The 26,694-nt window shown below is 35.4% G+C and carries 28 protein-coding genes; 21 read left to right on the forward strand and 7 right to left on the reverse strand.

Features of this window, described 5'->3' with window-relative positions; all coding sequences use genetic code 11:
- Positions 1-1,485 (reverse strand): PTS system trehalose-specific EIIBC component, encoded by a 1,485-nt coding sequence (treP, locus tag LWE_RS06430; protein ID WP_011702083.1) that lies wholly within the window; start codon positions 1,483-1,485, stop codon positions 1-3.
- Between the two features lie 114 nt (positions 1,486-1,599).
- Here treP and LWE_RS06435 point away from each other — a divergent pair, with 114 nt between their 5' ends.
- On the forward strand, positions 1,600-2,055 hold the full coding sequence (locus LWE_RS06435) for an NUDIX hydrolase (protein WP_011702084.1): 456 nt from the start codon (positions 1,600-1,602) through the stop codon (positions 2,053-2,055).
- Positions 2,056-2,096: 41 nt separating this feature from the next.
- Here the strand turns inward: LWE_RS06435 and LWE_RS06440 are convergent, their stop codons facing one another.
- Positions 2,097-2,561, reverse strand: a complete 465-nt coding sequence (locus tag LWE_RS06440; RefSeq protein WP_011702085.1) for a hypothetical protein — start codon at positions 2,559-2,561, stop codon at positions 2,097-2,099.
- Positions 2,562-2,749: 188 nt separating this feature from the next.
- Here LWE_RS06440 and LWE_RS06445 point away from each other — a divergent pair, with 188 nt between their 5' ends.
- On the forward strand, positions 2,750-3,664 hold the full coding sequence (locus LWE_RS06445; RefSeq protein ID WP_011702086.1) for an alpha/beta hydrolase: 915 nt from the start codon (positions 2,750-2,752) through the stop codon (positions 3,662-3,664).
- A 20-nt stretch (positions 3,665-3,684) separates the two neighbouring features.
- Here the strand turns inward: LWE_RS06445 and LWE_RS06450 are convergent, their stop codons facing one another.
- The 4 genes from LWE_RS06450 to LWE_RS06465 all read right to left on the reverse strand — a co-directional run bounded on the left by LWE_RS06450 (position 3,685) and on the right by LWE_RS06465 (position 7,490).
- Entirely contained in the window at positions 3,685-4,932 is a 1,248-nt protein-coding gene (locus LWE_RS06450) for a glutamate-5-semialdehyde dehydrogenase (protein ID WP_011702087.1), read from the reverse strand.
- Positions 4,916-5,746: a glutamate 5-kinase gene (gene proB / locus LWE_RS06455; RefSeq protein ID WP_011702088.1), complete on the reverse strand. Its 831-nt coding sequence runs from the start codon at positions 5,744-5,746 to the stop codon at positions 4,916-4,918. Before proB ends, LWE_RS06450 begins: the two co-directional genes overlap by 17 nt.
- A 129-nt stretch (positions 5,747-5,875) precedes the next feature.
- Positions 5,876-7,015, reverse strand: coding sequence for a PrsW family glutamic-type intramembrane protease (locus LWE_RS06460; protein ID WP_011702089.1), 1,140 nt, complete (start codon positions 7,013-7,015; stop codon positions 5,876-5,878).
- Positions 7,016-7,094: 79 nt separating this feature from the next.
- Positions 7,095-7,490 (reverse strand): helix-turn-helix domain-containing protein, encoded by a 396-nt coding sequence (locus LWE_RS06465; RefSeq protein ID WP_011702090.1) that lies wholly within the window; start codon positions 7,488-7,490, stop codon positions 7,095-7,097.
- Between the two features lie 150 nt (positions 7,491-7,640).
- Here LWE_RS06465 and LWE_RS06470 point away from each other — a divergent pair, with 150 nt between their 5' ends.
- The 19 genes from LWE_RS06470 to LWE_RS06560 all read left to right on the forward strand — a co-directional run bounded on the left by LWE_RS06470 (position 7,641) and on the right by LWE_RS06560 (position 25,986).
- On the forward strand, positions 7,641-7,856 hold the full coding sequence (locus LWE_RS06470; protein ID WP_011702091.1) for a helix-turn-helix domain-containing protein: 216 nt from the start codon (positions 7,641-7,643) through the stop codon (positions 7,854-7,856).
- A 349-nt stretch (positions 7,857-8,205) separates the two neighbouring features.
- On the forward strand, positions 8,206-9,144 hold the full coding sequence (locus LWE_RS06475; RefSeq protein ID WP_011702092.1) for a hypothetical protein: 939 nt from the start codon (positions 8,206-8,208) through the stop codon (positions 9,142-9,144).
- A gap of 114 nt (positions 9,145-9,258) precedes the next feature.
- The gene (gene tig, locus LWE_RS06480) at positions 9,259-10,542 is read left to right on the forward strand and encodes a trigger factor (protein WP_011702093.1); all 1,284 of its coding nucleotides are present in this window, start codon (positions 9,259-9,261) and stop codon (positions 10,540-10,542) included.
- Between the two features lie 185 nt (positions 10,543-10,727).
- Positions 10,728-11,987 carry an ATP-dependent protease ATP-binding subunit ClpX gene (gene clpX / locus LWE_RS06485; RefSeq protein WP_011702094.1) on the forward strand — a complete coding sequence of 420 codons (1,260 nt, stop codon included), beginning with the start codon at positions 10,728-10,730 and terminating at the stop codon, positions 11,985-11,987.
- A 119-nt stretch (positions 11,988-12,106) separates the two neighbouring features.
- The gene (sipX, locus tag LWE_RS06490) at positions 12,107-12,673 is read left to right on the forward strand and encodes a type I signal peptidase SipX (protein ID WP_011702095.1); all 567 of its coding nucleotides are present in this window, start codon (positions 12,107-12,109) and stop codon (positions 12,671-12,673) included.
- 33 nt (positions 12,674-12,706) lie between these two features.
- Positions 12,707-13,276 carry a type I signal peptidase SipY gene (gene sipY / locus LWE_RS06495; protein WP_011702096.1) on the forward strand — a complete coding sequence of 190 codons (570 nt, stop codon included), beginning with the start codon at positions 12,707-12,709 and terminating at the stop codon, positions 13,274-13,276.
- A 101-nt stretch (positions 13,277-13,377) separates the two neighbouring features.
- Positions 13,378-13,920, forward strand: a complete 543-nt coding sequence (sipZ, locus tag LWE_RS06500; protein WP_011702097.1) for a type I signal peptidase SipZ — start codon at positions 13,378-13,380, stop codon at positions 13,918-13,920.
- Positions 13,921-13,929: 9 nt separating this feature from the next.
- Entirely contained in the window at positions 13,930-14,793 is an 864-nt protein-coding gene (gene ylqF / locus LWE_RS06505; protein WP_011702098.1) for a ribosome biogenesis GTPase YlqF, read from the forward strand.
- Positions 14,790-15,575 carry a ribonuclease HII gene (locus tag LWE_RS06510; protein ID WP_011702099.1) on the forward strand — a complete coding sequence of 262 codons (786 nt, stop codon included), beginning with the start codon at positions 14,790-14,792 and terminating at the stop codon, positions 15,573-15,575. The genes ylqF and LWE_RS06510 overlap by 4 nt, the downstream gene beginning before the upstream one ends.
- 134 nt (positions 15,576-15,709) lie before the next feature.
- Complete coding sequence (gene dprA, locus LWE_RS06515; protein WP_011702100.1) at positions 15,710-16,570, forward strand: DNA-processing protein DprA; 861 nt, start codon at positions 15,710-15,712, stop codon at positions 16,568-16,570.
- A gap of 269 nt (positions 16,571-16,839) precedes the next feature.
- Positions 16,840-18,918 (forward strand): type I DNA topoisomerase, encoded by a 2,079-nt coding sequence (gene topA, locus LWE_RS06520; RefSeq protein ID WP_011702101.1) that lies wholly within the window; start codon positions 16,840-16,842, stop codon positions 18,916-18,918.
- A gap of 62 nt (positions 18,919-18,980) precedes the next feature.
- The gene (gene trmFO, locus LWE_RS06525) at positions 18,981-20,285 is read left to right on the forward strand and encodes an FADH(2)-oxidizing methylenetetrahydrofolate--tRNA-(uracil(54)-C(5))-methyltransferase TrmFO (protein WP_011702102.1); all 1,305 of its coding nucleotides are present in this window, start codon (positions 18,981-18,983) and stop codon (positions 20,283-20,285) included.
- Between the two features lie 284 nt (positions 20,286-20,569).
- The gene (gene xerC / locus LWE_RS06530) at positions 20,570-21,472 is read left to right on the forward strand and encodes a tyrosine recombinase XerC (RefSeq protein ID WP_011702103.1); all 903 of its coding nucleotides are present in this window, start codon (positions 20,570-20,572) and stop codon (positions 21,470-21,472) included.
- Positions 21,473-21,492: 20 nt separating this feature from the next.
- Positions 21,493-22,032, forward strand: coding sequence for an ATP-dependent protease subunit HslV (gene hslV / locus LWE_RS06535; RefSeq protein ID WP_003724001.1), 540 nt, complete (start codon positions 21,493-21,495; stop codon positions 22,030-22,032).
- A gap of 13 nt (positions 22,033-22,045) precedes the next feature.
- On the forward strand, positions 22,046-23,455 hold the full coding sequence (gene hslU, locus LWE_RS06540; RefSeq protein WP_011702104.1) for an ATP-dependent protease ATPase subunit HslU: 1,410 nt from the start codon (positions 22,046-22,048) through the stop codon (positions 23,453-23,455).
- Between the two features lie 20 nt (positions 23,456-23,475).
- The gene (gene codY / locus LWE_RS06545) at positions 23,476-24,255 is read left to right on the forward strand and encodes a GTP-sensing pleiotropic transcriptional regulator CodY (RefSeq protein WP_011702105.1); all 780 of its coding nucleotides are present in this window, start codon (positions 23,476-23,478) and stop codon (positions 24,253-24,255) included.
- Between the two features lie 102 nt (positions 24,256-24,357).
- On the forward strand, positions 24,358-24,777 hold the full coding sequence (locus tag LWE_RS06550; RefSeq protein WP_011702106.1) for an acyl-CoA thioesterase: 420 nt from the start codon (positions 24,358-24,360) through the stop codon (positions 24,775-24,777).
- Positions 24,778-24,799: 22 nt separating this feature from the next.
- Positions 24,800-25,111: a hypothetical protein gene (locus tag LWE_RS06555; protein ID WP_003724130.1), complete on the forward strand. Its 312-nt coding sequence runs from the start codon at positions 24,800-24,802 to the stop codon at positions 25,109-25,111.
- A gap of 2 nt (positions 25,112-25,113) precedes the next feature.
- Positions 25,114-25,986: an aldose 1-epimerase family protein gene (locus LWE_RS06560; protein ID WP_011702107.1), complete on the forward strand. Its 873-nt coding sequence runs from the start codon at positions 25,114-25,116 to the stop codon at positions 25,984-25,986.
- Between the two features lie 40 nt (positions 25,987-26,026).
- Here LWE_RS06560 and plsY read toward each other — a convergent pair whose 3' ends face one another.
- The gene (gene plsY / locus LWE_RS06565; protein WP_011702108.1) at positions 26,027-26,623 is read right to left on the reverse strand and encodes a glycerol-3-phosphate 1-O-acyltransferase PlsY; all 597 of its coding nucleotides are present in this window, start codon (positions 26,621-26,623) and stop codon (positions 26,027-26,029) included.
- Between the last annotated feature and the right edge of the window lie 71 nt (positions 26,624-26,694).

Raw genomic sequence — 26,694 nt, forward strand, 5'->3', positions numbered from 1 at the left:
TTAGTTGGTTGTTTTTGCTGAATCTCGATACTCTTTTTTCCCAAAAGTACGAATTGGTGCAGTATCTACTTTGTTTAAAATGTTATATTTGCGGAATAGTACAGTTAGAATGAATGGAACAACGATAGTTATAACCATACAAATAGCGAAAATCCCGTAGTATTTTGAGTTGATTGATAAGATGCCAGGAAGCCCACCAACGCCAATTGAATTTGCCATGACACCACTTGAGACAGAAACCACAGCGGCAATTGCAGAACCAATCATAGCAGCCACAAAAGGATATAAGTATTTTAAGTTGATACCAAACATTGCGGGTTCTGTTACACCTAGGTAACAGGAAATAGTTGCTGGAATAGAAACTTGTTCTTCTTTTTCATTGCCACGGTGTAAGAAAATAATAGCTAATACAGCTGAACCTTGAGCAATGTTGGATAAAGCGATCATTGGCCAAAGGTTTGTTCCTTTAAATTGGCTCATTAATTGTAAGTCAATGGCATTGGTCATGTGATGCAGTCCGGTGACTACGAGTGGGGCATATAAGAAGCCAAATAGTGCGGCGAATAACCAACTTAGTCCACCAGTCAAACCAGCATAAACGACATTCGAAATCGCGTCGCCAATTTTCCAACCAATTGGTCCAAGAATGACATGAGCAGCTAAAACAGTTGGAACAAGGGCAAAGAATGGAACAAAAATCATCGAAATTGCATTTGGTATGAATTTACGTAACCAGATTTCGAGATAGGCTAGTAAGAATCCGGCCATAATTGCAGGAATAACTTGTGCCTGATAACCAATCATCTGCACTTGAGCAAAGCCAAAGTCCCAGACAGGAATATCGCCAGCTTTTGTTTCAACAACACTGTAAGCATTTAGCAGTTGCGGGGAAACGAGCGTTAAACCAAGGACAATTCCTAGGATTTGAGTTGTTCCCATTTTTTTCGCGATAGACCATGTAATTCCTACAGGTAGGAAATGGAATACAGCTTCACCAATCAACCATAAGAAACTATAAACACCAGCCCAGAATGGATACACATCAACAATGGTTTTAGTTCCATCTTCTAAAAACTTAATATCACCGATAACATTACGGAAACCGAGAATAAGACCACCAACAACGATAGCAGGAATTAAAGGGGTGAAAATTTCAGCTAAACCGGCAAGCATACGTTGAAGCAAACTCATATTTTTCTTAGCATCTACTTTGGCATCTTCTTTATTGACGCCTTCTACACCACTAATTTCTGTAAATTCATTATAAAAAATTGCAACATCATTGCCTATAATTACTTGAAATTGTCCTGCTTGTGTAAATGTCCCTTTTACTGCTGGAATTTCTTCAATTGCTTCAATATCAGCATTATCAGGGTCCTGTAAAACAAAACGCATTCTTGTAGCGCAGTGTGTAACAGATGAAATATTTTCTTTGCCACCAATTAATTCTAAGAGAGCGCTTGCATCCTTTTTGTAGTCCGCCATAAGATTTCCTCCTTTTTTAACTTGTATATACAAGTTGTTCGCCATTACTATACTATAAATAATCTGAAAGCGCAACCACTTTTTATGATAAAATGAAATAAAGGAGCGATGTTAATGAAACATGTTAGAGTAGCAGCAATTATTATACATCAAAACAAGCTTTTGCTTCATACGAGTCACAATGAAAACTACTGGACTCTTCCAGGTGGTGGAGTAGAAAATGAACTAACAAAAGATGGATTAAAGCGGGAAATGAAAGAAGAGTTAGGGGAAGAAGTAATTATTGATGAATTAAAAATTATTGCAGAAAATCGTTTTGTACATAATGGAAAGGAAATAGACAGTATCGAATTTTATTATAAAGCAAATCTTTTACCAGATAGTGCGTTAGTAGAGTTAAAATCATTTAAGAAAACAGAAGCATTTGGTCAATACGGAGAGGAACCATATGAATTACTTTTTAAATGGTTTGATGTAAGTGAGTTAAAAGAGATATCGATTTTGCCGGCATTTCTTGAAGCAGAGCTAACGCAGCTTTCGAGTAGTAAGATAAAACATATCCACCAGTGAACATAAAAATCCCGCGAAATTTAAGTTTCGCGGGATTAACTTTAATTAGTTAAAGAAACCAAGGTGATTTCTTTTTTGCTAAGGTCTAAGAATGGTAATTTAACCCGTGTATCTAAGCAATATGCATTATACAAGAGTGGTTTTAAAGTAGTTGTAGAACTTTCTACTTGGCGCACAAATTGACCAATTTCTTGGTATAAAATTTCGATATTTTTTAGACTACCAATTTTTGAATCAATGCGATTTTCACTAACATTCACATTAGAGTTCGTTACTTTTTCATTAAATTCATCATTGATTGCATCTTTCGTACGTTCAATCCGAGTAAATCTCGTATCTTCCCAATCAATTTCAATGATGTGGCAATCATCCAGTTGAAGGAAGTCGCCAGTCCAAAGTTTTCCATCGATTTCAACAACCAATCTCGTATCTGGAAAGACTTCTTTATTACGATATTTTTTTAGTAAATAATCAAACATTTGTAATTGCGCTAAACAGTTATTCATGTGTGTCATCTCCTTATGACCATAGTATAACACATTGTGATATTATGAACAATCTACTTTACATAAATGAATAGTTGGAACTGTAACTTTTTAACTTGTTATACAAAAGTCCTAATAAAAGGCTGTTAAAGATTGAAATTACTTGCTCGGTGGTATACTAATTATAAGATGAAATGGGAGGAAATCGTATGAATAAAGAAATGAAATTAAAAGCCGCAGATGGATTAGAATTACATTTACATATTTGGGATGAGGTAGAAAAGCCAATCGGTTTAATCCAAATTGTTCATGGAATGGCGGAGCACGGAGCAAGATATGATTTGTTTGCAAAACGTTTGAATCAAGCAGGGTATATTGTAGTAGCAGATGATCACCGTGGTTTTGGCAAATCAGCAATAAATGAAAGTTATTTAGGTCATTTAGACGGGGAAACAGGGTTTCAAAATATGATACAAGATGAAGTGAGTGTTCGAACCTATATAAAAGAAAATTATCCAAACTTGCCTTATTTTATTTTTGCACATAGTATGGGGAGCTTCATTATTCGGACGTTTATGGCGCAACATCAAGTAGACGGGGTTATCCTTAGTGGTAGCGGCCTTCAACCCACAGCATTGCTAAAAATGGGTCAAATTATTACAAAATACCGTGTTAAAAAAGATGATAAAAAAAGAAGTGGGTTTTTAAATAAATTAGCTTTTTGGGGTTATAATAAGCCTTTTAATGAAAATCATCGTTTTAGTTGGCTTTCAAGAGATGTAGCCGTATATGAAGCTTATGAAAAAGACCCTTTTTGCGGACCAGTAGTCGGAACGAGTGGGTTTTTTCATAATCTTTTTGAAGTAGTAAAAGTGAGCCAACAAAAAGAAACTTTGGAAAGCGTGCCGAAAGATTTACCCATTTTGTTACTCTCAGGTAGTGATGATCCAGTGGGGCATTTTGGAAAAGATACACCAAAAATTGCTTTGGCATTAGAAAAAGCGGGAGTAGAAGATGTTACTTATAAAATATACGAAAATGCCCGTCATGAACTCGTAAATGAATTATGTAAGGAAACCGTTTTTCAAGATGTGATTGATTGGTTAAATGCAAAAACAAGGTAACCTATTAGGCTACCTTGTTTTTAATTACGAATTTGACCATCTCCGAAAATAATGTATTTAGTGGAGGTGAGTTCAGTTAACCCCATTGGTCCACGCGCATGAAGCTTTTGGGTACTAATACCGATTTCTGCGCCGAATCCCATTGCAAAACCATCAGTGAAACGAGTAGAAGCATTGATATAGACTGCGGCAGCATCCACTTTTTGATGGAAAGCCTGACCTGTCGCATAATCGTTTGAAATGATTGCTTCAGAATGTTTTGTTCCGTATTTATTAATATGATTTATTGCTTCTTCCACAGAATCAACCACTTTTATGGCTAAAATAAAGTCTAAAAATTCTTCTTCCCAATCTGATTCTGTCGCTGCTTTAGCATCTTTTAAAATTTCTCGTGCACGTTTATCAGCACGCAGTTCAACATTATATTCTTTTAATGCCATTTCCATCGCTGGAAGGAAATCTTCCGCTACACTTTCATGTATAAGTAGTGTTTCAGCTGAATTACATACAGAGGGACGCGAACATTTTGCATTAACTAGAATATCAATAGCCATTTGTTTTTCAGCTGCTTTATCGACATAAATATGGCAATTACCTGTCCCTGTTTCGATAACTGGGACTGTAGCATTTTCAAGTACTGTTTGGATTAATTTTGCACCACCGCGAGGAATCAGAACATCTAAAAAACGATTTAAACGCATCATTTCGCGAGCTGTTTCTCTCGAAGTATCTTCAATTAATTGAACACTCGTACGCGGAAATCCTGATTTTTCTAACGACTCTTGAATCACATTCATAAGCGCTTTATTAGAATCAATGGCATCGCTACCACCACGTAATATGACAGCATTACCAGTTTTAAAACAAAGTATGGAAGCATCTACAGTTACGTTCGGTCTTGACTCATAGATGATACCAATGACTCCAAGTGGGACTCTAATTTTTCCAATTGTTAATTCTGCCTCGTTTTTCCACATAGTTGTCACTTCTCCAATAGGATCTTTTAACGTGACAACTTGCTTAACTGCTTCGGAAATCTCTTTAATTCGCTCTTCTGTTAGACGAAGACGATCAATCATTGTGTCTGGAGTCTTTTTTTCCTTGGCCCGAATAATATCTTTTTCATTTTCTTTCAAAAGGGTAGCCGTATTAGCTATTAAGTCATTACTTAGATTAATGAGGGCTGTATTTTTTTGCTTAGTCGTCGCTTGAGCTAAGAATGATGATGCTTCTCTAGCTGCGATTCCTTTTTTAATGAGTTCGGTCATGTGAAAATGCCTCCTTTTTATTAGCAAATAATGTTCCAACTTGCGCACCTTGCATAATATCAAAAATAATGGTGGGATTTTTGCCATTTGTTAAAATCATTTTTTGGTGAGATGCCATACAATAAGTAGCGGCTGAAAGTTTCGTTAACATACCGCCTGTTCCAAATTTTGATCCTCTACCACCTGCAAGTGCCTCTATTTCTGGAGTGATTTGATTGATTTCTGAAAACATTATAGCGTTTGGATCAGTGGTAGGATTGCTCTTATAAAAACCGTCTATATCAGAAAGCATAATAAGCAAATCTGCTTGAACTAATCTAGCAACAATTGCAGAAAGAAGGTCATTATCACCATATTTGGTAACATGCTCAAGTTCTTCCACAGCAACCGTATCATTTTCGTTTACAATAGGGATAATACCGCGGCTTAACAAACTTTCCAGAGTATTCATAACGTTTTCGCGACTGATAGGGAAGTCTGTTACATCACGTGTAAGTAAGACTTGACCAACAACTTGTCCATATTCACCAAAAAATTTACTATATATATGCATTAATTCACTTTGTCCAACAGAAGCGACTGCTTGAAGGTCAGGAATATCAGTAGGTCTAGCTGGGAGTTGGAGTTTATGACACCCAACACCAATGGCGCCAGAAGAGACCAGAATCACTTCTTTTCCTTCATTACGCAAATCAGATAAAACCATTGCCAATTTTTCAATAGTACGTAGATTAACATGACCGTTTCCATACATAAGTGTGCTAGTACCAACTTTTATGACTAATCTCTTGCTATTTTTCAAAGATTCGCGCATTTCAATGACCCCTCTGCTAATAAGATAATACTTCTATTTTACATGAAAATGAAGATATGTCTATATTAGATTAAAATCCATTTTTGTATTAAAAAAAGAGTTCTAAGCAATTACTTAGAACTCCAATCGTTATTTTGTTGCTTTACTTGCACTGGAAAGGGCTGAAACTTGTTTTAGTCCGGCGCTAATTAAACGCAAGATAACAAACCAAACAATAACAATTAAAACGATTTGTTTAAACGCAATGGCTGGTAGTGGGTTGAAAGGGCAATCCCAAACAAAATGAAGGAGAATCGGAATAATAAATAGTTTCCAGAAAGTACCACTGAAAATATGATTCATTCCTAATTTTTGATCACCTTTAGCAATCACTAATGCAGCGCCAGTAATTGCGGCCCATACAACATGACCACCAATTGATTGCCAACCACGACTAAAGATAACATTCATCATAGTTTCCCCAGCAATATGGATGTCCTTGAATAAGAATGCAGCATCAACACTATAGTTAAATGCATAACCAAGAGATTCAAATGCAGCAAATCCAGCTCCAACAGCTGCACCTATTAATAATCCATTTAAAATGTACTTCGAATTTAATGAACGAATGAAAAGAGCAACGATGATCATTTTCCCAGTTTCTTCAATAAAACCAACTAATAGGGCGTTAAAATAATTTAATTTTCCTACTGGAATGATAGAATAAATGATTAGTGTTGCTACAAGTGCCGCTACACCACCAATGAAAAACATTTTTACAACATCAAAAACACTAATATTTCGAGGTGCATTCGTTTCGAAAAAGAATAATAAGACAGAAAACGGAACTGCGAATGAACCAATCACCATAAGTCCTGGAATAGTATTGCTGTTGTCAAAAATATATGTACATGCTAATAATAGAAAGTACGTGATGACTAATACTAAGAAGACTCTGGAAAATACCCAAGGATGAGGCCAAGAGTGTGGTATTTCACTAACAGCAGGAGTTGTATATTTTGTACCTGCAATAAAAACTTTCTCTCCTTCTTCTTTAGAGTGTTTTTTGAATACGGATGAGAATAGGTTTCCGATTTTTAGTTCAGAATTAGTACGGTTCGTAACATGTTGATGTAATTCTGTTTGTTTGAATGTAATCCATTCTGGTTGAGGAGATTTTTGAACCAATGTAAAATCATTAATTTCTTTCTTTCTATATAGGGCTACCATTTCTACATTGGTATAAGGCCCAACTTTTTGCTCGTTCTTTTTGAAGTACCATTCTGACAAATGAAACTCCCCCTTTATCTATTTATTTTAATACCATTAAGTATTCCCAAAAAATAGGAATATCAAACGTTTATCAAACTTAATCATTAAGTTTTTTCGTTTGTTCATAAAGAAAGTCAATTGAATCTGCTAAGAAATGAGCTGCAGATTCATCCAAAAGCTTTCCGTTTAAAATCAGATCATCTTCATATCTTAAATCTTCACTTAGTTTTATCATTCTTTTCGCAATATCTTTCTCACTATGTAACTCGCTCGGTGCATAAGTTGGTATACTTTGTTGGCCAAGTAAATAATCAACACTAACATCATACAACGTTGCAATCTGTGTGACCATATCTAAATCAGGTTCACGAATACCATACTCCCAATTACCGTAAGTAGAAGGTGCTTTCAAACCTAATCTTCTTGCTGTTTCGGCTTTTGACCAACCTTGCTTTTCTCGTAATAATGTAAGTCTATTACTTAGATTTGGCATAATTTCACCCCCTTTTGTTTGATTATACAATATCTTACTCAATTTAGCTATAATTTAACACAAAGTGAATTAATTTTCAATTGACAACCTCTTAATGAGTTGTTATTATTGTAATAACAACTCAAACTGTGTAGATAAGGAGAAGATGACATGAAAACAGTAGACAGCAGAAAAATTAACACGGCCAAAATTAGAGAATTACGATTACAACGGGGAATTACTCAAGCTTTTATAGCAAGGAAAATGGGATATAAATACACATCGGGTTATAGTAATATAGAAAAAGGAAGCGTTCGATTATCACACAAAAATGCGGTGATTTTAAGCGAAATTTTAATGTGCGATTTAAAATTCTTTTATCAATAATAGAGGAGATAACATTATAATTATTTAAGTAAAGCCAAGTGATTTTTGATCTGAGTGGAATATTAATGAAAAAGCACACAAAATGAGTGCTTTTTTATTTTTAGATAAATAGTATAATTGTTCAAAATTTGAGGGTTTTGAGACTTTAATTTTCTACAATATCGGAATTGTATAATGATAAATTTCTAAAAATAGTATGCACAAATATTCACTTGACAGAAGCTAACTATCCAAGTAGAATGAATCAAACTAAATCAACTTTTTTTGCTGGAAATGGTTAGATTTTCTACATTACGGGTAAATCCAGTTAGGATAAATAAAGCTTTTTCAAATAAAAGGAGATAAAACGATGAGTGAAAGTGGTGCTTTTTTTCCAGTTAGTGTAAAAAAATTCATGGAAAAAGGGATTACCTCGTTGTCTGAAGAAGAAAAAATGAGTACGCTACATTATCTGGAAAATGCGTATCATCAAGAACCATGCAACGAGGAAATTGTACATAGGTTGATTCAATTTTATAATCAAACAAATAAAACTAAAAAAGCGCAAGAAATAGGTCAAAATTTCTTAACAATGAATGGCTACAATAAAGACATACTAGGGGAATTATCCATAACTTTTATGCAAGAAGATAATATGGATACTTATTTTACTTTAGTGCGTCATTATATGGAAGAAGAACAAAACGAAGATACGCAGCAAGTGACAAATAATGTCATTCCGTTTCCAAAACAATTTATTCCGAGAAAAGATATTCGAGATTTTGCTTCTTGGCAAACAGCTGAACAATTAGAATTTTTACAAGAAGCTCGTTTTCTAGAAATTGATGATTTTTTACCAGCTTTTAAAGTTTTTTTGGCAGACGAAAGTTTTTCACCGTTTGTGCAATCAATGATTTTTGAATTAATGCAGGAAAAAGAAATAGATGAAGAAATAGAAGTACGAAAAATTAATAAGCATGGTATTTTTAACCCTAAAAAAGTCCCAATGTTAGCAGATAATATGTTTGCTTCAGAACTTTTTACTGGGCTTGCAGATAAGCTTGAACATAGCAATCCGAGTTTATTTGAACAAGTGATTGGTATTATCCAGCAGCATTTATTTATGATTTATCCATTTGAATTTGAACCTAAAGATGTAAATGTTTGGGTAAATGCTTATTATAAATGGGCTAATGCGATGTATGGGGATAAAACGATGATTTCAGATCCAGTAAATCATGAATTAATGGAAGAAGCGATATCTACTATAGAAGAGTTAGAAATCAGACAGCAAAATTATTTCATATAATGATATTTGTTGTTTTCAAGTCGGGGATATCTGTGTTATTATTAGTGAGTATGGCTGAAACTTGTCATGAGAGTAATTAAATTGAACTAAATAGATGATGGAGGGAATTATACCATGTCAGTAAAATGGGAAAAACAAGAAGGTAATGTTGGAAAACTTACTTTTGACATTGAACAAGAAAAAGTAAAAGAAGGTTTAGATAGAGCTTTCGTAAAAGTACGTAAAACTCTTAATGTACCTGGATTCCGTAAAGGGAAAGTTCCACGTCAAATTTTTAATCAACGTTTCGGTGAAGAAGCGCTTTACCAAGATGCACTTGATATCTTGCTTCCAGAAGTATATTCTCAAGCAATTGATGAAGCTGGAATTGATCCAGTTGATACTCCTCAAGTAAACATTGAGTCTATGGAAAAAGGTGAAACTTGGGTTCTAACAGCAGAAGTTACTGTAAAACCAGAAGTGAAACTTGGAGACTACAAAGGTCTTGAAGTAGAAAAACGCGAAACAGAACTTACAACAGAAGAGTTAGAAGCTGAATTAAAACAATTACAAGAACGTCAAGCAGAGTTAGTTGTTAAAGAAGATGCTCCAGCTGAAAATGGCGATACTGTAATCCTTGATTTTGAAGGATTCAAAGACGGTGTAGCTTTTGAAGGCGGACAAGCTGAAAATCATTCTTTAGAACTTGGAAGCGGACAATTTATTCCTGGCTTTGAAGAAAAATTAGTTGGCTTAAAAGCTGGCGACGAAGCTGACATCGAGCTAACTTTCCCAGAAGAATATCATGCGGAAGATTTAGCTGGACAACCTGTAGTTTTCAAAGTGAAATTACACGAAATCAAAACAAAAGAAGTTCCTGCTCTTGACGATGAACTTGCAAAAGACATTGACGAAGAAGTAGAAACTCTAGATGAACTAAAAGAAAAAATTTCTAAACGTTTACAAGAAGCAAAAGAAGAGTCTGTTGCTCAAGCTAAACAAGAAGAAGTTATTGCTAAAGCTGTTGAAAATGCAGAAGTGGACATTCCACACGCAATGGTTCATCATGAAGCTGATCATCTAATGAATCATTTTGCACAAGATTTACAAGCACAAGGTCTAACTCCTGAATTATATTACCAATTCACTGGCCAAACAGAAGAAGCTATGCACGCACAAATGGAAACAGACGCTGAAAAACGCGTAAAAATGAATTTAGTGCTTGAAGCAATTGCTGAAGCTGAAAACATTGAGCCAACTGAAGAAGCTATTGATGAAGAAATCTCCACATTAGCTGAAAAATATGGCATGGAAAAAGACGCTGTACGTGCTGCGCTTGGAGATATGAGCGAACTTAAATCAGACCTTAAAATCCGTAAAGCTATTGATGTATTACTAGATAGCGCAGTGGAAAAATAAGCTGAATCTGTTGTAATAATTTCATTAAAAAATGGGGGGGGACATGAGTTATACTCGTGTCCTTCTGATTGTAGAAATTAGGATACAGATGATTGGCATTTCTAATAAACAAATGATATTATTAACACACATAGGAGATGAAAAATCGCCTATATGCAACATACCTATGCGAAGGGGTGAATATTTTGTTTAAATTTAACGATGAAAAAGGCCAACTTAAATGCTCCTTTTGCGGAAAGACTCAAGATCAAGTACGTAAATTAGTGGCTGGTCCAGGTGTTTATATTTGTGATGAATGTATCGAGCTTTGTAATGAAATTATTGAAGAAGAGCTAGGTATTTCTGAATTTGTTGATTTTGGAGAAGTACCAAAACCACAAGAAATTCGTCATATATTAAGTGATTATGTTATTGGTCAAGAGCGTGCAAAAAAAGCACTAGCTGTGGCAGTTTACAATCACTACAAACGAATTAATTCCAATGAAACAAAAGAAGAAGAAGTAGAACTCTCAAAAAGTAACATTTGTTTAATTGGTCCAACAGGTAGTGGTAAAACACTTCTTGCTCAAACATTAGCGCGAATTCTTAATGTTCCATTTGCGATTGCAGATGCGACTTCACTTACAGAAGCTGGTTATGTTGGGGAAGATGTAGAAAATATTCTTCTTAAACTTATCCAATCAGCTGACTACGATGTAGAAAAAGCAGAAAAAGGTATCATTTATATTGATGAAATCGACAAAGTTGCTCGCAAATCTGAAAATCCATCTATTACTAGAGATGTTTCAGGAGAAGGCGTACAACAAGCTTTACTGAAAATTTTGGAAGGTACTGTCGCAAGTGTTCCTCCTCAAGGTGGTAGAAAGCACCCTCATCAAGAACTAATTCAAATCGATACTGGGAATATTCTATTTATCGTCGGTGGCGCATTTGATGGAATCGAACAAATCGTAAAAAATCGAATGGGCGAAAAAGTCATTGGATTTGGTACTGATAACGCGAAACTTAAAGAAGATGAAACCTATCTATCTCGCGTTGTTCCAGAAGATTTACTTAAATTCGGTTTAATTCCTGAATTTATTGGTCGTTTGCCAGTTATCGCAACACTGGAACAATTGGATGAAGCGGCACTCGTTTCTATTTTGACAGAACCTAAAAATGCTTTAGTCAAACAATATAAACGTATGTTGGAGCTGGATGATGTAGAACTTGAATTCGAACCGACTGCTTTAATTGAAATCGCCAAAGAAGCAATTGAACGTAAAACAGGAGCGCGTGGTCTTCGTTCTATCATTGAACAGATTATGTTAGAAGTTATGTTCGAAATTCCTTCTCGAGATGATATTACTAAATGTATTATTACGGAGAAAGCAGCTCGCGGAGAAGAAGAACCACAATTGCAATTAGAGGATGGTTCTATAATCCCAATTAAAACATCTGCATGATTCTGAATGCGCGTCGTTATTGGCGCGCATTTTTTCTGTCAAACCAGCTTGTTTCATTACACCATCTGGTGGGTTTCGTGCTATACTTTAGTAATATTAATTGGAGAGGATAAAAAGACATGAAAAGTGAAAATAAATTTTTTTCTGGAGCTTTTGGATGGATAAAAATAATTATCATTGCGCTAGTTCTAGCTTTTGGTATTCGTTATTTTTTAATTTCTCCAGTTACTGTTAATGGAGCATCGATGAACCCGACTCTGCATGATGGGGAGCATTTATTTATTAATAAAGTATCAGATCCAAAACGGTTTGATATTATTGTGTTTCCAGCTCCTGACGAAGAAAATGCTGAATATATTAAACGTGTCATTGGTCTTCCAGGAGATAAAGTTGAATATAAAGAGGATCAACTTTATATTAACGACAAAAAATATGACGAACCATATTTAGATTCAGAAAAAGATGCTTTAAAAAGTGGTTATTTAACTACGGATGCAAATGGGGATCCTAATTTTACCATGGCTGAGATTAAAGGTTCCAATGGTTCACTTATTGTTCCAGAAGGTCAATTGTTTGTGTTAGGTGATAATCGTCAAGTAAGTAAAGATAGTCGGTATATAGGCTTTATTTCTCAAGAAAGTGTGCTTGGGAAAGTTATATCATTCGGCAAATCTTTAAAACGATAATTAAAGTTGCAAAGAGCCAAGGAGGAGACATAGATGGTGGATAACATGGAAGAAGAACCCAAGAAAAAAAGTGGGTTCCAACAATTAATGAGTTGGGTACTTGTCATCGTTGCAGCACTCGCGATTGCACTTGTTGTGAGAAACTTTGTGATTGCCCCAGTAAAAGTAGAAGGAACATCTATGGTTCCAACCTATCAAGATGGTGACCGAATTTTTATTGAAAAAATAACGAATCCTAATCGTTTTGATATTATTGTATTTGATGAACCACCAATGATTGGAACTGGAGAACATTTCATTAAACGAGTAATCGGTGTTCCAGGAGATAAAATCGCTTTTAAAAATGGAGAATTATATTTAAATGGTAAACGTAAAGTAGAGAGTTATCTGCCAGATGGAACATTAACATTATGGAATCCTGATCCCACTCAAAAACCTTATATTGCTGACTACACACTCAAAGATATGACGGGTGAAAGTACTGTGCCAAAAGGAAAACTGTTTGTTTTAGGTGATAATCGCGGTGGAAGCTCAGATAGCCGTGTTTTTGGATTTATTGATGATTCAACAGTCAACGGTAAAGTTTTGCAATTCGGGAAATAATTGGAAGTCCGTGAAAGTTTTTTTCACGGCTTTCTCTATTAAATGAAAGATTTTTCGTTTATAATAAGACTGTTAGTAAAAAAATAGGGCGGTGCAGTTTTTTGAAAGAAAAGAATTTAAAACGGTTATGGTCTTGGATTTGGGCGGCAGTTTTAGCAGTATTAATAGCTGTTATAATCCGTTTTTATTTGTTTGTGCCAATTCTTGTTGATGGAATTTCAATGATGCCCACACTTCATAATGATGATCGAGTGATTATTAATCGCTTCGGACATGTAGACCGTTTTGATGTGATTGTTTTTCGTGAAAAAGATGGAAAAGAATACATAAAGCGAGTAATTGGTTTGCCGGGAGATACTGTTGAATATAAAGCAGATCAACTCTACATTAACGGAAAAAAATATGATGAACCATATTTAGATACATACAAGAAAAAGCTGAAAGATGGCTATTTAACAGATGATTACAGTTCTAAAGATCAACTGAATGGTGGCAAAATTCCAGAAAATACGTATTTTGTTTTAGGCGATAACCGGAGAGCCAGTAAAGATAGCAGAATAATTGGTCCAATTCCTTTAAGCAAAGTATTAGGAACGACACCAATTTGTTATTGGCCGATTAAAGACGCCAAACTTATAGATTAGGAGTATATGATGACAATTCAATGGTTTCCAGGTCATATGGCCAAAGCTCGTCGTGAGGTAACAGAAAAATTAAAATTAGTGGATGTGATTTTTGAATTAGTAGACGCGCGAATTCCGCTTTCTTCTTCAAATCCAATGTTGGAAGAAATCATTCACCAAAAAAGACGAGTGATAATTTTAAATAAAGCAGATACAGCAGATGAAAAAACGACCAAAGAATGGATTGATTATTTTGCAGATAAAGGCTTGCCTGCTGTAGCGGTTAATGCTCAAGAAGGTAAAGGACTCTTCAAAATAGAACAAGCAGCAGAAAAATTAATGGCTGAAAAATTTGATCGCTTAAGAAGTAAAGGTATGAAACCTAGAGCGATTCGAGCGATGATTTTGGGAATTCCAAACGTCGGGAAATCTACTTTAATTAATCGATTAGCCAAAAAAAATATTGCTCGAACTGGTAATAAGCCTGGTGTAACAAAAGCACAACAATGGATTAAAGTCGGAAAAACGTTAGAGCTTCTTGATACCCCAGGGATATTATGGCCAAAATTTGAAGATCAAGAAATTGGTTACAAACTGGCTTTAACAGGTGCTATTAAAGATGATTTACTTCAAATGGAAGATATCGCTGGCTATGGTTTACGGTTTTTAGAAAAAAATTATCCGGACCGGCTCGAAAACTGGTTGAAGGTAGAGAAAGTTTCGGAAGATCCAATTGAAACCCTAGCTTTTATTGCTGAAAAACGAGGACTTTTAGATCGATATAATGATCCAGATTATTCACGCGCAGCTGAAACAGTTGTTCGTGAAATTCGTCAACAAAAACTGGGAAGAATGTCCTTTGATTTTCCTAACTGGGAAGATGATGCGAAATGAGTGAATCTATCTCCGTTATTCGAGAGAAACTAAGTCATGTGATCTCGGAACAAGATGCTTTTTTTCAATTATGTTTACAAGATGAACGTAAAGGTGTTATAAAACTTATTGAATCCACACGAAAAAAATTGGAAAAAGAAGCGCAATTAATAGCTAAGTTAGCGGAAATGAAACAATACGAAACCAATCTTTCTACACAAGGTTTTCAGTATATTGCTGGTGTGGATGAAGTTGGTCGCGGGCCACTCGCGGGACCAGTTGTTGCTGCTGCTGTTATTTTACCAGCTGACTTTTCATTATTAGGTATTAATGATTCTAAACAATTGAGTGAAGCAAAACGGGATATGCTTTTTGAGATAATAAAAAAAGAAGCTTTGTCAATTGGCGTGGGGATTATTGAGCATGACATGATTGATCAAGTAAATATTTATGAAGCAACCAAATTAGCTATGTCTGAAGCGCTAGATCAATTAAATCCAGCTCCAGATTTCATTTTAGTGGATGCCATGCCACTGAAATATTCTGAATCAGAATTATCGCTCATAAAAGGAGATACCAAAAGTATTTCTATTGCTGCCGCATCTATTATTGCCAAGGTAACTAGAGATAGAATGATGCAACACTATGATGCACTTTATCCAGGTTATGATTTTGCTAATAACATGGGCTATGGTACAAAAAAACACTTAAATGGTTTAGATACTATTGGAGTTTGTCCAATTCATCGTTTAAGTTTTTCTCCAGTAAAAGAAGCAAAGTTACATTTTGAGAGTCTAAAATAGCTAAATCGATACGAGGAAAGTGTATTTTCTAAAGAGAAAATACACTTTTTTGTGTTTAAAAAAGAATTTTAGTGATTTTACAAAATAAAGGAATCTTTGTACACTTGTGAGTAACTATCATGGAGGTGCAGAAAATGAATTTTAAAGAACGAGATACGTGGCTAAAAATCGCTTCTTGTAAGTCTATTTCCGCTAAAAAAAGAGCAGTAATATGGCAAAAGGTTTCTACTTTTGGTTGCTTTGAAATGTCGATAGAACAAATTGTGAATATATTTTTTAGTTCAGATAAAAAAGAACAAATCAATATGGAGTTAGAAGAAGCCGATGTATATACAACAGAAGATGCAGAAATTATTTGTATTCTTGATGATAACTATCCAGATTTACTTAAAGAAATATATGAAGCACCACCCCTTTTATTTTGCAAAGGAAACACAGCACTACTAAAAAAACAAGCGATGGCAATGGTTGGTACAAGAAGAATGAGTGAGTATGGTAGAAAAGCATGTGCAATGATTGCAGGAGAGCTAGCTGAACTTAAATTAACAATTGTTAGCGGGCTTGCTCTCGGGATAGATGCAGAAGCACATAAAGCCAGCTTACGTAAAAGAGGTGATACTATTGCAGTACTCGGCTCTGGAGTGAGTAATATTTATCCACGTTCTAATGAATTTTTAGCAAATGAAATTATAGAACATGGACTTCTTATCAGTGAATATTTACCGAATCAAGAAGCTAGAAGATGGCACTTTCCAGAACGCAATCGGATTATTAGTGGACTAGCTTTAGGTACAGTAATTATCGAAGCTGCCGAGAGAAGTGGTTCTTTGATTACAGCTGATTATGCTCTGGAGCAAAATAGACAAGTTTTTGCAGTACCAGGTAATATTTTTACTGATACATCAAGAGGTACAAATCATTTAATCCAAGAAGGAGCGAAATTAGTCACAAATGCAAACAATATAATAGAAGAATTTTTTCAAATTAAGCCATAAAAGTAATGAAAATAACCTTTTTAAGTGATTTGGCTTGCAATTCCTGATTTTTTGAGATAAGTTTGCTAAAGAAAGCTGATTAAAAACAATAAAAATAGATTTTTTGATAAAATCCATTGACAAACAAAGTAGGAAGGGCTAATATTTACTACTGAATTATGTGAAAAGTCAGCATGCAAACTTATTGAACGCGAGGCTAGTACTTTGAGAAAATTACTACAACTGTTAAAGCCCGTGTATTGACCCAAATCAGGGAGGAATATATTGATATGGCAGATTATTTAGTGATTGTAGAGTCACCTGCAAAAGCAAAAACAATTGAAAAATATTTAGGTAAGAAATTTAAAGTCAAAGCTTCGATGGGACATGTTAGAGATTTACCAAAAAGCCAAATGGGCGTAGATACAGAACATGACTATGAACCACGTTATATTACGATTCGCGGAAAAGGCCCTGTTTTAAAAGAATTAAAACAAGCAGCTAAAAAAGCGAAAAAAGTCTATCTCGCAGCCGATCCAGATCGCGAAGGGGAAGCAATTGCGTGGCATCTAGCTAACAGTCTTGAGTTAGATCAATCAGACAAATTACGTGTAGTATTTAATGAAATAACCAAAGAAGCAGTCAAAGAATCATTCAAAACTCCTCGAAAAATTGATATGGATCTTGTAAATGCTCAGCAAGCTCGCAGGATTTTGGATCGCTTGGTTGGGTATAACATTAGTCCTATACTTTGGAAAAAAGTGAAAAAAGGTCTAAGTGCTGGACGAGTTCAATCAATAGCACTTCGCATCATTATTGATAGAGAAAAAGAAATAAATAATTTTAAACCCGAAGAATATTGGACAATTGATGGTAACTTCCTTAAAGGAAAGAAAAAATTCCAAGCTAATTTTTATGGAGTGGAAGGTAAAAAGAAAAAACTATCTACTGCGGATGATGTGAAAGAAGTAATGTCTGCAATTAAGGGAAAAACATTTGATGTAACAGATGTAACTAAAAAAGAACGACTTAGAAACCCAGCTGCTCCATTTACAACATCTAGTTTGCAACAAGAAGCAGCACGTAAATTAAATTATCGTACTAGAAAAACAATGATGCTTGCTCAACAATTATACGAAGGAATCACCCTTGGAAAACAGGGTACAGTAGGTTTAATCACTTATATGCGTACTGACTCCACACGTATTGCAGATTCTGCTATTTTAGAAGCAGGTAATTTTATTAAAGAAACTTATGGACCTGAATTTTCTCGTAACCATAAACGTTCAGATAAAAATGCTAAAGGTGCACAAGATGCCCATGAAGCAATCCGTCCAACCAGCGCTATGAGAAGCCCGCAAGAAGTAAAAGAATATCTAACGCGTGATCAACTTCGCTTATATCGTCTAATTTGGGAACGATTTATTGCTAGCCAAATGACGCCAGCTGTCCTTGATACGATGCGAGTAGACCTTGATAATAATGGCGTTAACTTTAGAGCAAACGGATCAAAAATTAAATTCCATGGATTTATGAAAGTTTATGTGGAAAGTAACGATGACAATACGGAAGAAAAAGAAAATATTTTACCGGATTTGAAAAAAGGAGACAAGGTACAGTCCGAATCACTAGAACAGCGTCAGCATTTTACGCAGCCACCTCCACGTTATACAGAAGCAAGGTTAGTAAAAACGCTTGAAGAAATTGGCATCGGTCGGCCATCTACTTATTCACCGACGCTAGATACGATTCAACGAAGAAATTATGTTTCTTTAACAAACAAACGATTTGTTCCTACAGAACTTGGTGAAATAGTTAATGAAATGATTGAAGAATATTTCCCTGAAATTTTAGATGTGAAGTTCACTGCGAATATGGAAAGTGAATTAGATGAAGTAGAGCACGGTGAAGTGGAATGGGTAAAAGTTATTGATGAATTTTATAAACAATTTGAACCAAATGTCATAAAAGCAGATGCAGAAATGGAAAAAATTGAAATTAAAGACGAACCAGCTGGTATCGATTGCGATCTTTGTGGAGCGCCAATGGTATACAAAATGGGAAAATATGGGAAATTTCTTGCATGTAGCAGGTTCCCAGATTGCCGAAATACGAAAGCTATCGTCAAAGAAATCGGTGTGACTTGTCCAAAATGTGAGAAAGGACATGTTATAGAAAGAAAAAGTAAGAAAAAACGTATTTTCTATGGTTGTGACCGTTATCCAGATTGCGATTACGTTTCTTGGGATAAACCTGTTGAACGAGCTTGTCCGAAATGTAATGAACGAGCACTAGTAGAGAAGAAATTGAAAAAAGGTGTACAAGTACAATGTACAAATTGTGATTACAAAGAATCAACCCAACAATAAATGGAAAATGGCAGCACTTGGATAGTTCCTGTGTTGCCATTGTTGCGCGAGGAGGCGGACAAATGGAAAAAAGTGTTAATGTAATTGGAGCAGGATTAGCTGGTAGTGAAGCAACATGGCAATTGGTAAAAAGAGGTATAAAAGTTGATTTATACGAAATGAGACCGGTAAAACAAACGCCAGCACACCATACGGATAAATTTGCGGAGCTAGTATGTACAAATTCATTGCGTGCTAACGGCTTAACCAATGCGGTAGGCGTCATAAAAGAAGAAATGCGAATACTTGACTCCATAATTATTGAATCAGCTGATAAGGCATCTGTGCCAGCTGGAGGAGCGCTTGCAGTCGATCGCCATGAGTTTTCAGGGTATATCACAGAAAAAGTGAAAAATCATCCGCTTGTGACAGTTCATACTGAGGAAGTAACATCTATTCCAGACGGTCCAACTATAATTGCTACAGGGCCTCTTACAAGTCCTGCTCTTGCAGAAGAGATTAAACAGCTTACTGGAGAAGATTACCTTTATTTCTATGATGCAGCAGCACCAATTATTGAAAAAGATAGTATTGACATGGATAAAGTATATTTAAAATCAAGATATGATAAAGGAGAAGCAGCTTATCTAAACTGTCCAATGTCAGAAGAAGAATTTAAGACATTTTATGAAGCGTTAGTAACTGCAGAAACAGCAGCATTAAAAGAATTTGAAAAAGAAGTATTTTTCGAAGGTTGTATGCCGATAGAAGTAATGGCTAAGCGTGGCATTAAAACAATGTTATTTGGACCACTTAAACCTGTTGGATTAGAAGATCCAAAAACTGGTAAAAGACCTTATGCAGTATTGCAACTAAGACAAGATGATGCAGCTGGAACGCTTTATAATATGGTTGGTTTTCAAACGCATCTAAAATGGGGTGAGCAAAAACGTGTATTTGGCTTGATTCCAGGTTTAGAAAATGCAGAAATAGTTCGTTATGGCGTTATGCACCGAAATACATTTATCAATTCGCCAACTGTACTTGAACCAACGTACCAATTAAAAACAAGAGATGATTTATTTTTTGCTGGTCAGATGACTGGCGTTGAAGGATATGTAGAATCAGCGGCTAGCGGTCTTGCAGCTGGAATTAACGCAGCAAATTTTGTACAAGAAAAAGAAACAATTGTATTTCCGGCAGAATCAGCTATAGGAAGTTTGGCGCATTATATTACAAGCGCGAGCAAAAAATCATTCCAACCAATGAACGTGAATTTTGGCCTTTTCCCAGAATTGCCTTCCAAAATTCGTGCGAAACAAGAACGCAATGAAAAATTGGCTGAAAGAGCTTTAGATGCAATAAAAAAGGTTGCAGAACAAGTCTAAAAACACTATAATGATTGAGGACTAATCTTTGCTGTTCTTTTAATCATGATGGACGCTTTTTGAACATTTTAGAAAGTGGATAGTGATGAAAAGACGGTTTTTCTTTCTACAAAAAGGTCTAGACAATTTGCAGCAATAAATGTTATTTTTTTCACAAAAATTAAGAATTTCATTTAAATTGATTGTAAATCCTAATTAATTCAAAAAGTTGTGAAAAATGGATAAAATTATTGCAACAAGTATATTCTTATGTTAACATGATAGTGTTTGAGAGGTGTATTTGTATGACACAAGAGGGAAAGTTAGAGCAACAATTTCTGAATTATCTTCACTCAGAACGAAACTATTCAGTAAACACAAGTACTGCTTACGAAAATGATATACTTGATTTTCGTCGCTTCTTAAATGAACAAGCTATTTCAGAATATCAACAAGTCACTTTTTTAGATGTTCGAATTTATTTAACTGAATTAAAACAAAAATCTTTTTCTCGAACAACTGTGGCTAGAAAGATTTCAAGTTTACGGAGTTTTTACACTTTTCTTTTAAGAGAGAATGTGATATCTGAAAACCCGTTTACTTACGTTTCACATGCGAAGAATCAGCTAAGGCTTCCCAAATTTTTCTATTCAGAAGAAATGGAAGCTTTGTTTCAAGTGGTTTATGAAGATAATGAAACGCTTACACTTAGGGATCGAGTTTTATTAGAAGTGCTTTACGGAACTGGCATTCGCGTGAGTGAGTGCGCAGGAATATTGCTTTCTGACTTAGATACATCTTATCAAGCGATTCTTATTCGTGGAAAAGGGAATAAAGAACGTTATGTACCTTTTGGAGCGTATGCAGAAGATGCTATAACGGATTATTTGTCTAGTCGAACGGAATTAATGATTCGTTTCAAAAAAGAGCATGATTCATTACTTATTAATCATTACGGGGACCCGCTGACGACAAGAGGGATTAGATATTGTTTAACGAAAATAATTAGTAAAGCTTCTTTAACTCGAAAAATACATCCCCATATGTTGCGCCATACCTTTGCAACAGACTTATTAAATAATGGAGCGGATATGAGGACAGTGCAGGAGTTGCTTGGACACGCTAGCTTATCATCCACCCAGATATATACGCACGTTACAAAAGAACATTTGAAATCTACCTATATGAAACATCATCCTAGGGCTTGAATTTGGAGGAGGTTAAGAAAATGGAACTACATGCAACAACAATATTCGCGGTTCAACATGATGGAAAAGCTGCAATGGCTGGAGACGGACAAGTGACACTTGGAGAATCAGTCGTAATGAAGCATACGGCTAAGAAAGTTCGCCGTCTTTTTCATGATAAAGTAATAGCTGGTTTTGCCGGATCAGTTGCAGACGCTTTTACATTATTTGAAAAATTCGAAGCAAAATTAAATGAATACAATGGCAACTTAGAACGGGCATCTGTCGAACTTGCGCAACAATGGCGCAGCGACAGTGTATTACGCAAGTTAGAAGCAATGCTAATCGTTATGGACAAAGATACACTATTATTAGTTTCTGGTACAGGAGAAGTAATTGAGCCAGATGATGGGATTTTAGCTATCGGTTCTGGAGGCAATTATGCGCTAGCTGCTGGACGAGCATTAAAGAGACACAATGGTGGCCAAATGGAAGCAAAAGATATTGCTCGCCATGCACTAGAAATCGCTTCTGAAATTTGTGTGTTTACAAATGATCATATTACTGTAGAAGAGCTTTGAAGGAGTGGTTAATTTGACAAATCTAACGTTAATGAACCAGTTGACACCAAAGCAAATTGTCGAAAAACTGGATCAATATATTATTGGACAAACCGGGGCAAAAAAATCAGTTGCAGTTGCACTTAGAAATCGCTATCGTAGACAACTGATGGATGAATCAATCCGTGATGAGATTATTCCAAAAAATATTCTAATGATTGGACCTACTGGTGTAGGGAAAACGGAAATAGCGCGCCGAATCGCAAAAATAGTTCGTGCTCCTTTTTCCAAGGTAGAGGCTACTAAATTTACAGAAGTTGGCTATGTCGGGCGTGATGTTGAATCTATGGTTCGAGATTTAGTAGAAGTGTCTGTTCGCTTAGTAAAAGAAGAGAAGATGCAATTAGTTCGTGTAAAAGCAGAAAAAAATGCAGAAAAACGTCTCATTAAATTATTAGCACCAAGTCAAAAGAAAAAACAAACAACCACGCAAAATCCAATAGAAGCACTTTTTGGTGGAATGAATCAATCAGAAGAAACAACCGAAGAAGAAGTAGATCAAGAATTAAAAAACAAACGTAGCCAAATTGAATGGCGTCTTCAAAATGGCGAACTGGATGATGAAATTGTTACAGTAGAAGTTAAAGAACAGCAAAATCCAATGCTTGATATGATGCGCGGGGCTGGAATGGATCAAATGAATGGCATGCAAGATGCGCTTTCAGGTATGTTCCCAGCGAAAAAGAAAAAACGCAAAGTAACCGTTCGCGAAGCAAAGAAAATTCTTTTTGAAGATGAAGCATCTAAATTAATTGATGCAGATGAACTTGCGGCAGAAGGTATTCATCGTGCAGAACAAATGGGCATGATTTTTATTGACGAAATCGATAAAATCGCTAGTAAAGAAGGCGGCGGTAATGCGCAAGTTTCTCGCGAGGGAGTCCAAAGAGATATTCTTCCAATCGTGGAGGGGTCGCAAATTTCTACTAAATATGGTACAGTCAACACGGAGTACATTTTATTCATCGCGGCTGGAGCCTTTCATATGTCTAAACCAAGTGATTTGATTCCAGAACTTCAAGGTCGTTTTCCAATTAGAATTGAGCTGGACAAATTAACACAAGAAGATTTCTACAAAATCTTAACAGAACCAGACAATGCGCTAATTAAACAATATAAGGCTTTACTGAAAACAGAAGGAATTGACTTGATTTTCACCAAAGAAGCTGTAGAAAGAATTGCTGAAATTGCATTCCAAGTTAATCAAGATTCAGATAACATTGGAGCAAGAAGACTTCATACCATTTTAGAAAAATTACTAGAAGATTTACTATTCGAAGCGCCAGAAATCAATATGGAATCTATTAAAGTAACTGAAAACTATGTTAATGAAAAACTTGCACCGATTATGAAGAATAAAGATTTAACACAATTTATTTTATAAAATTTTAGGAGGATCTAATAATGACTTTATTAGAAAAAACAAGAAAAATTAATGCTATGTTACAAAATGCTGCAGGAAAGACAGTAAATTTTAAAGAAATGGCTGATACTCTTACAGATGTAATTGAAGCTAATACGTATATCGTTAGTCGTAAAGGAAAATTACTTGGTTATTCAGAATCACTTCCAATCGAAAACGACCGTATGAAGCAAATGCTTACTGAACGTCAATTTCCAGAAGAATATACACAAAGCCTTTTCAATGTAGGAGAAACTTCTTCAAATCTTGAAGTTTCCAGCCAATATACTGCTTTTCCAATTGAAAACAGTGATTTATTCACAAAAGGTTTAACTACTATTGTGCCTATCGTAGGTGGTGGTGAACGTCTTGGAACACTGATCTTATCTCGATTAGAAAGTAACTTTACAGATGACGATTTACTGTTAGCGGAATATGGTGGAACAGTAGTTGGAATGGAAATTTTACATGAAAAAGCAGAAGAAATTGAAGAAGAAGCTCGTAGCCGTGCGGTTGTACAAATGGCAATTAGTTCTCTATCTTATAGCGAATTAGAAGCTATTGAGCATATCTTTGATGAATTAAATGGTAAAGAAGGTCTTCTTGTTGCCTCTAAAATTGCGGATCGTGTCGGCATTACGCGTTCTGTAATCGTTAATGCACTTCGTAAATTGGAAAGTGCAGGCGTTATTGATTCTCGCTCATTAGGAATGAAAGGTACATTTATCCGTGTACTGAATGATAAATTCCTTGTAGAACTTGAAAAACTAAAAAATAACTAAAAAACCAGAAAAGCTTTCTCTGAAAACATCCAGAGAGAGCTTTTTTTTGTATCGTTTGGTAAAATAAGAAAGAAGAAGTAGTTGTGACTGGGGGAAATTGAAATGGAAATTGCTGAAACAATCATCGAGGTACGCTACGCTGAAACAGATCAAATGGGCGTCGTTTATCATAATAATTATCTTGTATGGATGGAAATTGGTCGTACAAGATTAATTGAACAATTAGGTTTTCGTTATTTTGATATGGAAGAAGCGGGTTATCTTTCTCCGGTATTAGATGTGCATATTCATTACGGGAAACCACTGCGTTATGGACAAAAGGCAGTTGTAAAAACATGGATAAAAGGGTATGATGGACTTCGTGTTACTTATGGTTATGAAATTTGCTATGAAGAAACAAAGGAAGTTGCAATAACCGGAGAAACAGAGCATGTTTGTGTAACAAAAGAAGATTTTCGGCCTGTTTCGTTAAGAAGAACTTTTCCGAATTGGCATGAAGCCTATCTAAAAGCTTTAGAATAAATAAGACTGGTAGTGATGAAAAATGGCTTTTGGTGTAAAACGCGATGAAATGGAATTATGGAAAGAAAAAGCAGCTCGTGGTGAGATTGCGATTATTACGCATTATTGGCTGGATGATCGTTTTCCAGAATCAAAAACAGTAACTAAAGTTGCTTGCGTAGATTTAAAAAAATTGCAACAATGGGGAAAACAATATGGTTTAGCGCCAGATTGGATTGATAACCGTCGAAAAAACTTTCCGCATTATGATTTGTTTGGTGAGATGCAACTAGTTGTACTGAAAAAAGAAAAAGCTTTTGAACAAATTGAGCGGTTTCATTTGGAGGAGAAATAACGATGATTAAATTGGAAAATGAATTTTTACTTGTAGAGATGAAAGAAGCTGGGGCAGAATTAACACGAATTTTCCATAAAGACACTGGAATCGAATATTTATGGAATGCTGATAGTAAATATTGGGGGCGCCATTCGCCAGTTTTATTTCCAACTGTTGGAAAACTTGTAGATGATACTTATTTTGTAGACGGCGCATCTTACCATTTGGGTCAACACGGATTTGCTCGTGATCGTGATTTCAAAGTGGTGGAGCAAACGGAGAATTCCGTACGCTTTGAACTGGATGCAGATGAGGAGTCATTATCAATCTATCCTTACAAATTCAAACTATCTATTATTTATACAATGGATGAAAACTCTGTGGCCGTTTCCTACGAAGTGGAAAATACTGATAATAAACGTATTTATTTCTCTATCGGTGCACATCCTGCATTTCATTTACCTCTTACAGAAGATACAACATTTGAAGATTATTACTTAGATTTTGGAACAGAAGAGAATTTGGAGACACTATGTTTAGAAGGTCCTTACCGTAATGGCGAAATAAAGAAAATAGTCGATAAACCTTCAAGATATTTATCTTTAAACTATGATTTATTTAAAAATGATGCACTTATCTTTGAAGCATTAAAGCAAAAAGAAATTACAATAAAATCAGATAAAACCAGCCATTTTGTTAAGGTAACGTTTAAAGAATTCCCATTTGTTGGGATTTGGACAGCGAAACCTGGCACCCCGTTTGTATGTATTGAACCTTGGTATGGAATTGCAGATGGCGCCGGTAAATCAGTGGAACTTCGAGATAAAGCTGGAATCGAACATTTAGAACCAGAAGCGGTATTTGCTTCTGAATATAAAATTACTGTTGGATAGAATAAAAGCCAGAAGAGCTAAACTGCTCTTCTGGCTTTTATTACATCCATTTGATTTTCGGTTCTTCTCCATTACGAATACGAGTAATGTTCGCTCGGTGACGCCAAACGACAAAGAGAGTGATACAGGCAATAAGAATAATTAAAATCCAGTCTCCCATAAATAAGGAAATAAGTAATGCTGCTAGTGCTGCAATCATTGAACTTAACGATACATATTTACTAATTTTCAATGTTAGTAAGAAGATTATGAGAGCTGCCACAAACAACAGTGGCGCATAGGCAAGAATAACACCAGCAGATGTTGCGACTGCTTTTCCTCCTCTAAAACCTGCAAAAAGCGGGAAGCTATGACCGATAATCGCAAAAGCTCCAGTTAGTAACCAGAAATGATGATCGACATGCAGCTGAAAGAAGAATGGCAGTAAAGTGGCAACTGTCCCTTTTAAAATATCCATTACTGTAACGATACTTCCAGCCTTTATACCCAACACTCGAAATGAATTCGTCGCGCCTAAATTCCCGCTACCAAACTCGCGAATATCTTTTTTGTAAAAAAACTTTCCAATCCATAAACCAGATGGTATAGAGCCGATTACATAAGCTAACAATGAAAGTAAAATTAAATTAATTGTCATTTTTAAACCCCCTCAAGAAGAAATGATGTTTTCCATAAAGAATTATAGCATAAAAAAGAGAGAATTGGCTA

The organism is Listeria welshimeri serovar 6b str. SLCC5334 (assembly GCF_000060285.1).
Taxonomy (GTDB): domain Bacteria; phylum Bacillota; class Bacilli; order Lactobacillales; family Listeriaceae; genus Listeria; species Listeria welshimeri.

What these genes read in the sequence shown, in the direction of transcription:
- treP (WP_011702083.1), bottom strand. Translation starts at nt 1,485, where the DNA reads ATGGCGGACTACAAAAAGGATGCAAGCGCTCTCTTAGAATTAATTGGT.
- hslV (WP_003724001.1), top strand. Translation starts at nt 21,493, where the DNA reads ATGGAACTACATGCAACAACAATATTCGCGGTTCAACATGATGGAAAA.
- xerC (WP_011702103.1), top strand. Translation starts at nt 20,570, where the DNA reads ATGACACAAGAGGGAAAGTTAGAGCAACAATTTCTGAATTATCTTCAC.
- LWE_RS06510 (WP_011702099.1), top strand. Translation starts at nt 14,790, where the DNA reads ATGAGTGAATCTATCTCCGTTATTCGAGAGAAACTAAGTCATGTGATC.
- LWE_RS06440 (WP_011702085.1), bottom strand. Translation starts at nt 2,561, where the DNA reads ATGAATAACTGTTTAGCGCAATTACAAATGTTTGATTATTTACTAAAA.
- topA (WP_011702101.1), top strand. Translation starts at nt 16,840, where the DNA reads ATGGCAGATTATTTAGTGATTGTAGAGTCACCTGCAAAAGCAAAAACA.
- plsY (WP_011702108.1), bottom strand. Translation starts at nt 26,623, where the DNA reads ATGACAATTAATTTAATTTTACTTTCATTGTTAGCTTATGTAATCGGC.
- LWE_RS06475 (WP_011702092.1), top strand. Translation starts at nt 8,206, where the DNA reads ATGAGTGAAAGTGGTGCTTTTTTTCCAGTTAGTGTAAAAAAATTCATG.
- ylqF (WP_011702098.1), top strand. Translation starts at nt 13,930, where the DNA reads ATGACAATTCAATGGTTTCCAGGTCATATGGCCAAAGCTCGTCGTGAG.
- sipX (WP_011702095.1), top strand. Translation starts at nt 12,107, where the DNA reads ATGAAAAGTGAAAATAAATTTTTTTCTGGAGCTTTTGGATGGATAAAA.
- LWE_RS06450 (WP_011702087.1), bottom strand. Translation starts at nt 4,932, where the DNA reads ATGACCGAACTCATTAAAAAAGGAATCGCAGCTAGAGAAGCATCATCA.
- trmFO (WP_011702102.1), top strand. Translation starts at nt 18,981, where the DNA reads ATGGAAAAAAGTGTTAATGTAATTGGAGCAGGATTAGCTGGTAGTGAA.
- LWE_RS06445 (WP_011702086.1), top strand. Translation starts at nt 2,750, where the DNA reads ATGAATAAAGAAATGAAATTAAAAGCCGCAGATGGATTAGAATTACAT.
- LWE_RS06550 (WP_011702106.1), top strand. Translation starts at nt 24,358, where the DNA reads ATGGAAATTGCTGAAACAATCATCGAGGTACGCTACGCTGAAACAGAT.
- LWE_RS06465 (WP_011702090.1), bottom strand. Translation starts at nt 7,490, where the DNA reads ATGCCAAATCTAAGTAATAGACTTACATTATTACGAGAAAAGCAAGGT.
- tig (WP_011702093.1), top strand. Translation starts at nt 9,259, where the DNA reads ATGTCAGTAAAATGGGAAAAACAAGAAGGTAATGTTGGAAAACTTACT.
- LWE_RS06470 (WP_011702091.1), top strand. Translation starts at nt 7,641, where the DNA reads ATGAAAACAGTAGACAGCAGAAAAATTAACACGGCCAAAATTAGAGAA.
- codY (WP_011702105.1), top strand. Translation starts at nt 23,476, where the DNA reads ATGACTTTATTAGAAAAAACAAGAAAAATTAATGCTATGTTACAAAAT.
- sipY (WP_011702096.1), top strand. Translation starts at nt 12,707, where the DNA reads ATGGTGGATAACATGGAAGAAGAACCCAAGAAAAAAAGTGGGTTCCAA.
- LWE_RS06555 (WP_003724130.1), top strand. Translation starts at nt 24,800, where the DNA reads ATGGCTTTTGGTGTAAAACGCGATGAAATGGAATTATGGAAAGAAAAA.
- LWE_RS06560 (WP_011702107.1), top strand. Translation starts at nt 25,114, where the DNA reads ATGATTAAATTGGAAAATGAATTTTTACTTGTAGAGATGAAAGAAGCT.
- LWE_RS06435 (WP_011702084.1), top strand. Translation starts at nt 1,600, where the DNA reads ATGAAACATGTTAGAGTAGCAGCAATTATTATACATCAAAACAAGCTT.
- dprA (WP_011702100.1), top strand. Translation starts at nt 15,710, where the DNA reads ATGAATTTTAAAGAACGAGATACGTGGCTAAAAATCGCTTCTTGTAAG.
- proB (WP_011702088.1), bottom strand. Translation starts at nt 5,746, where the DNA reads ATGCGCGAATCTTTGAAAAATAGCAAGAGATTAGTCATAAAAGTTGGT.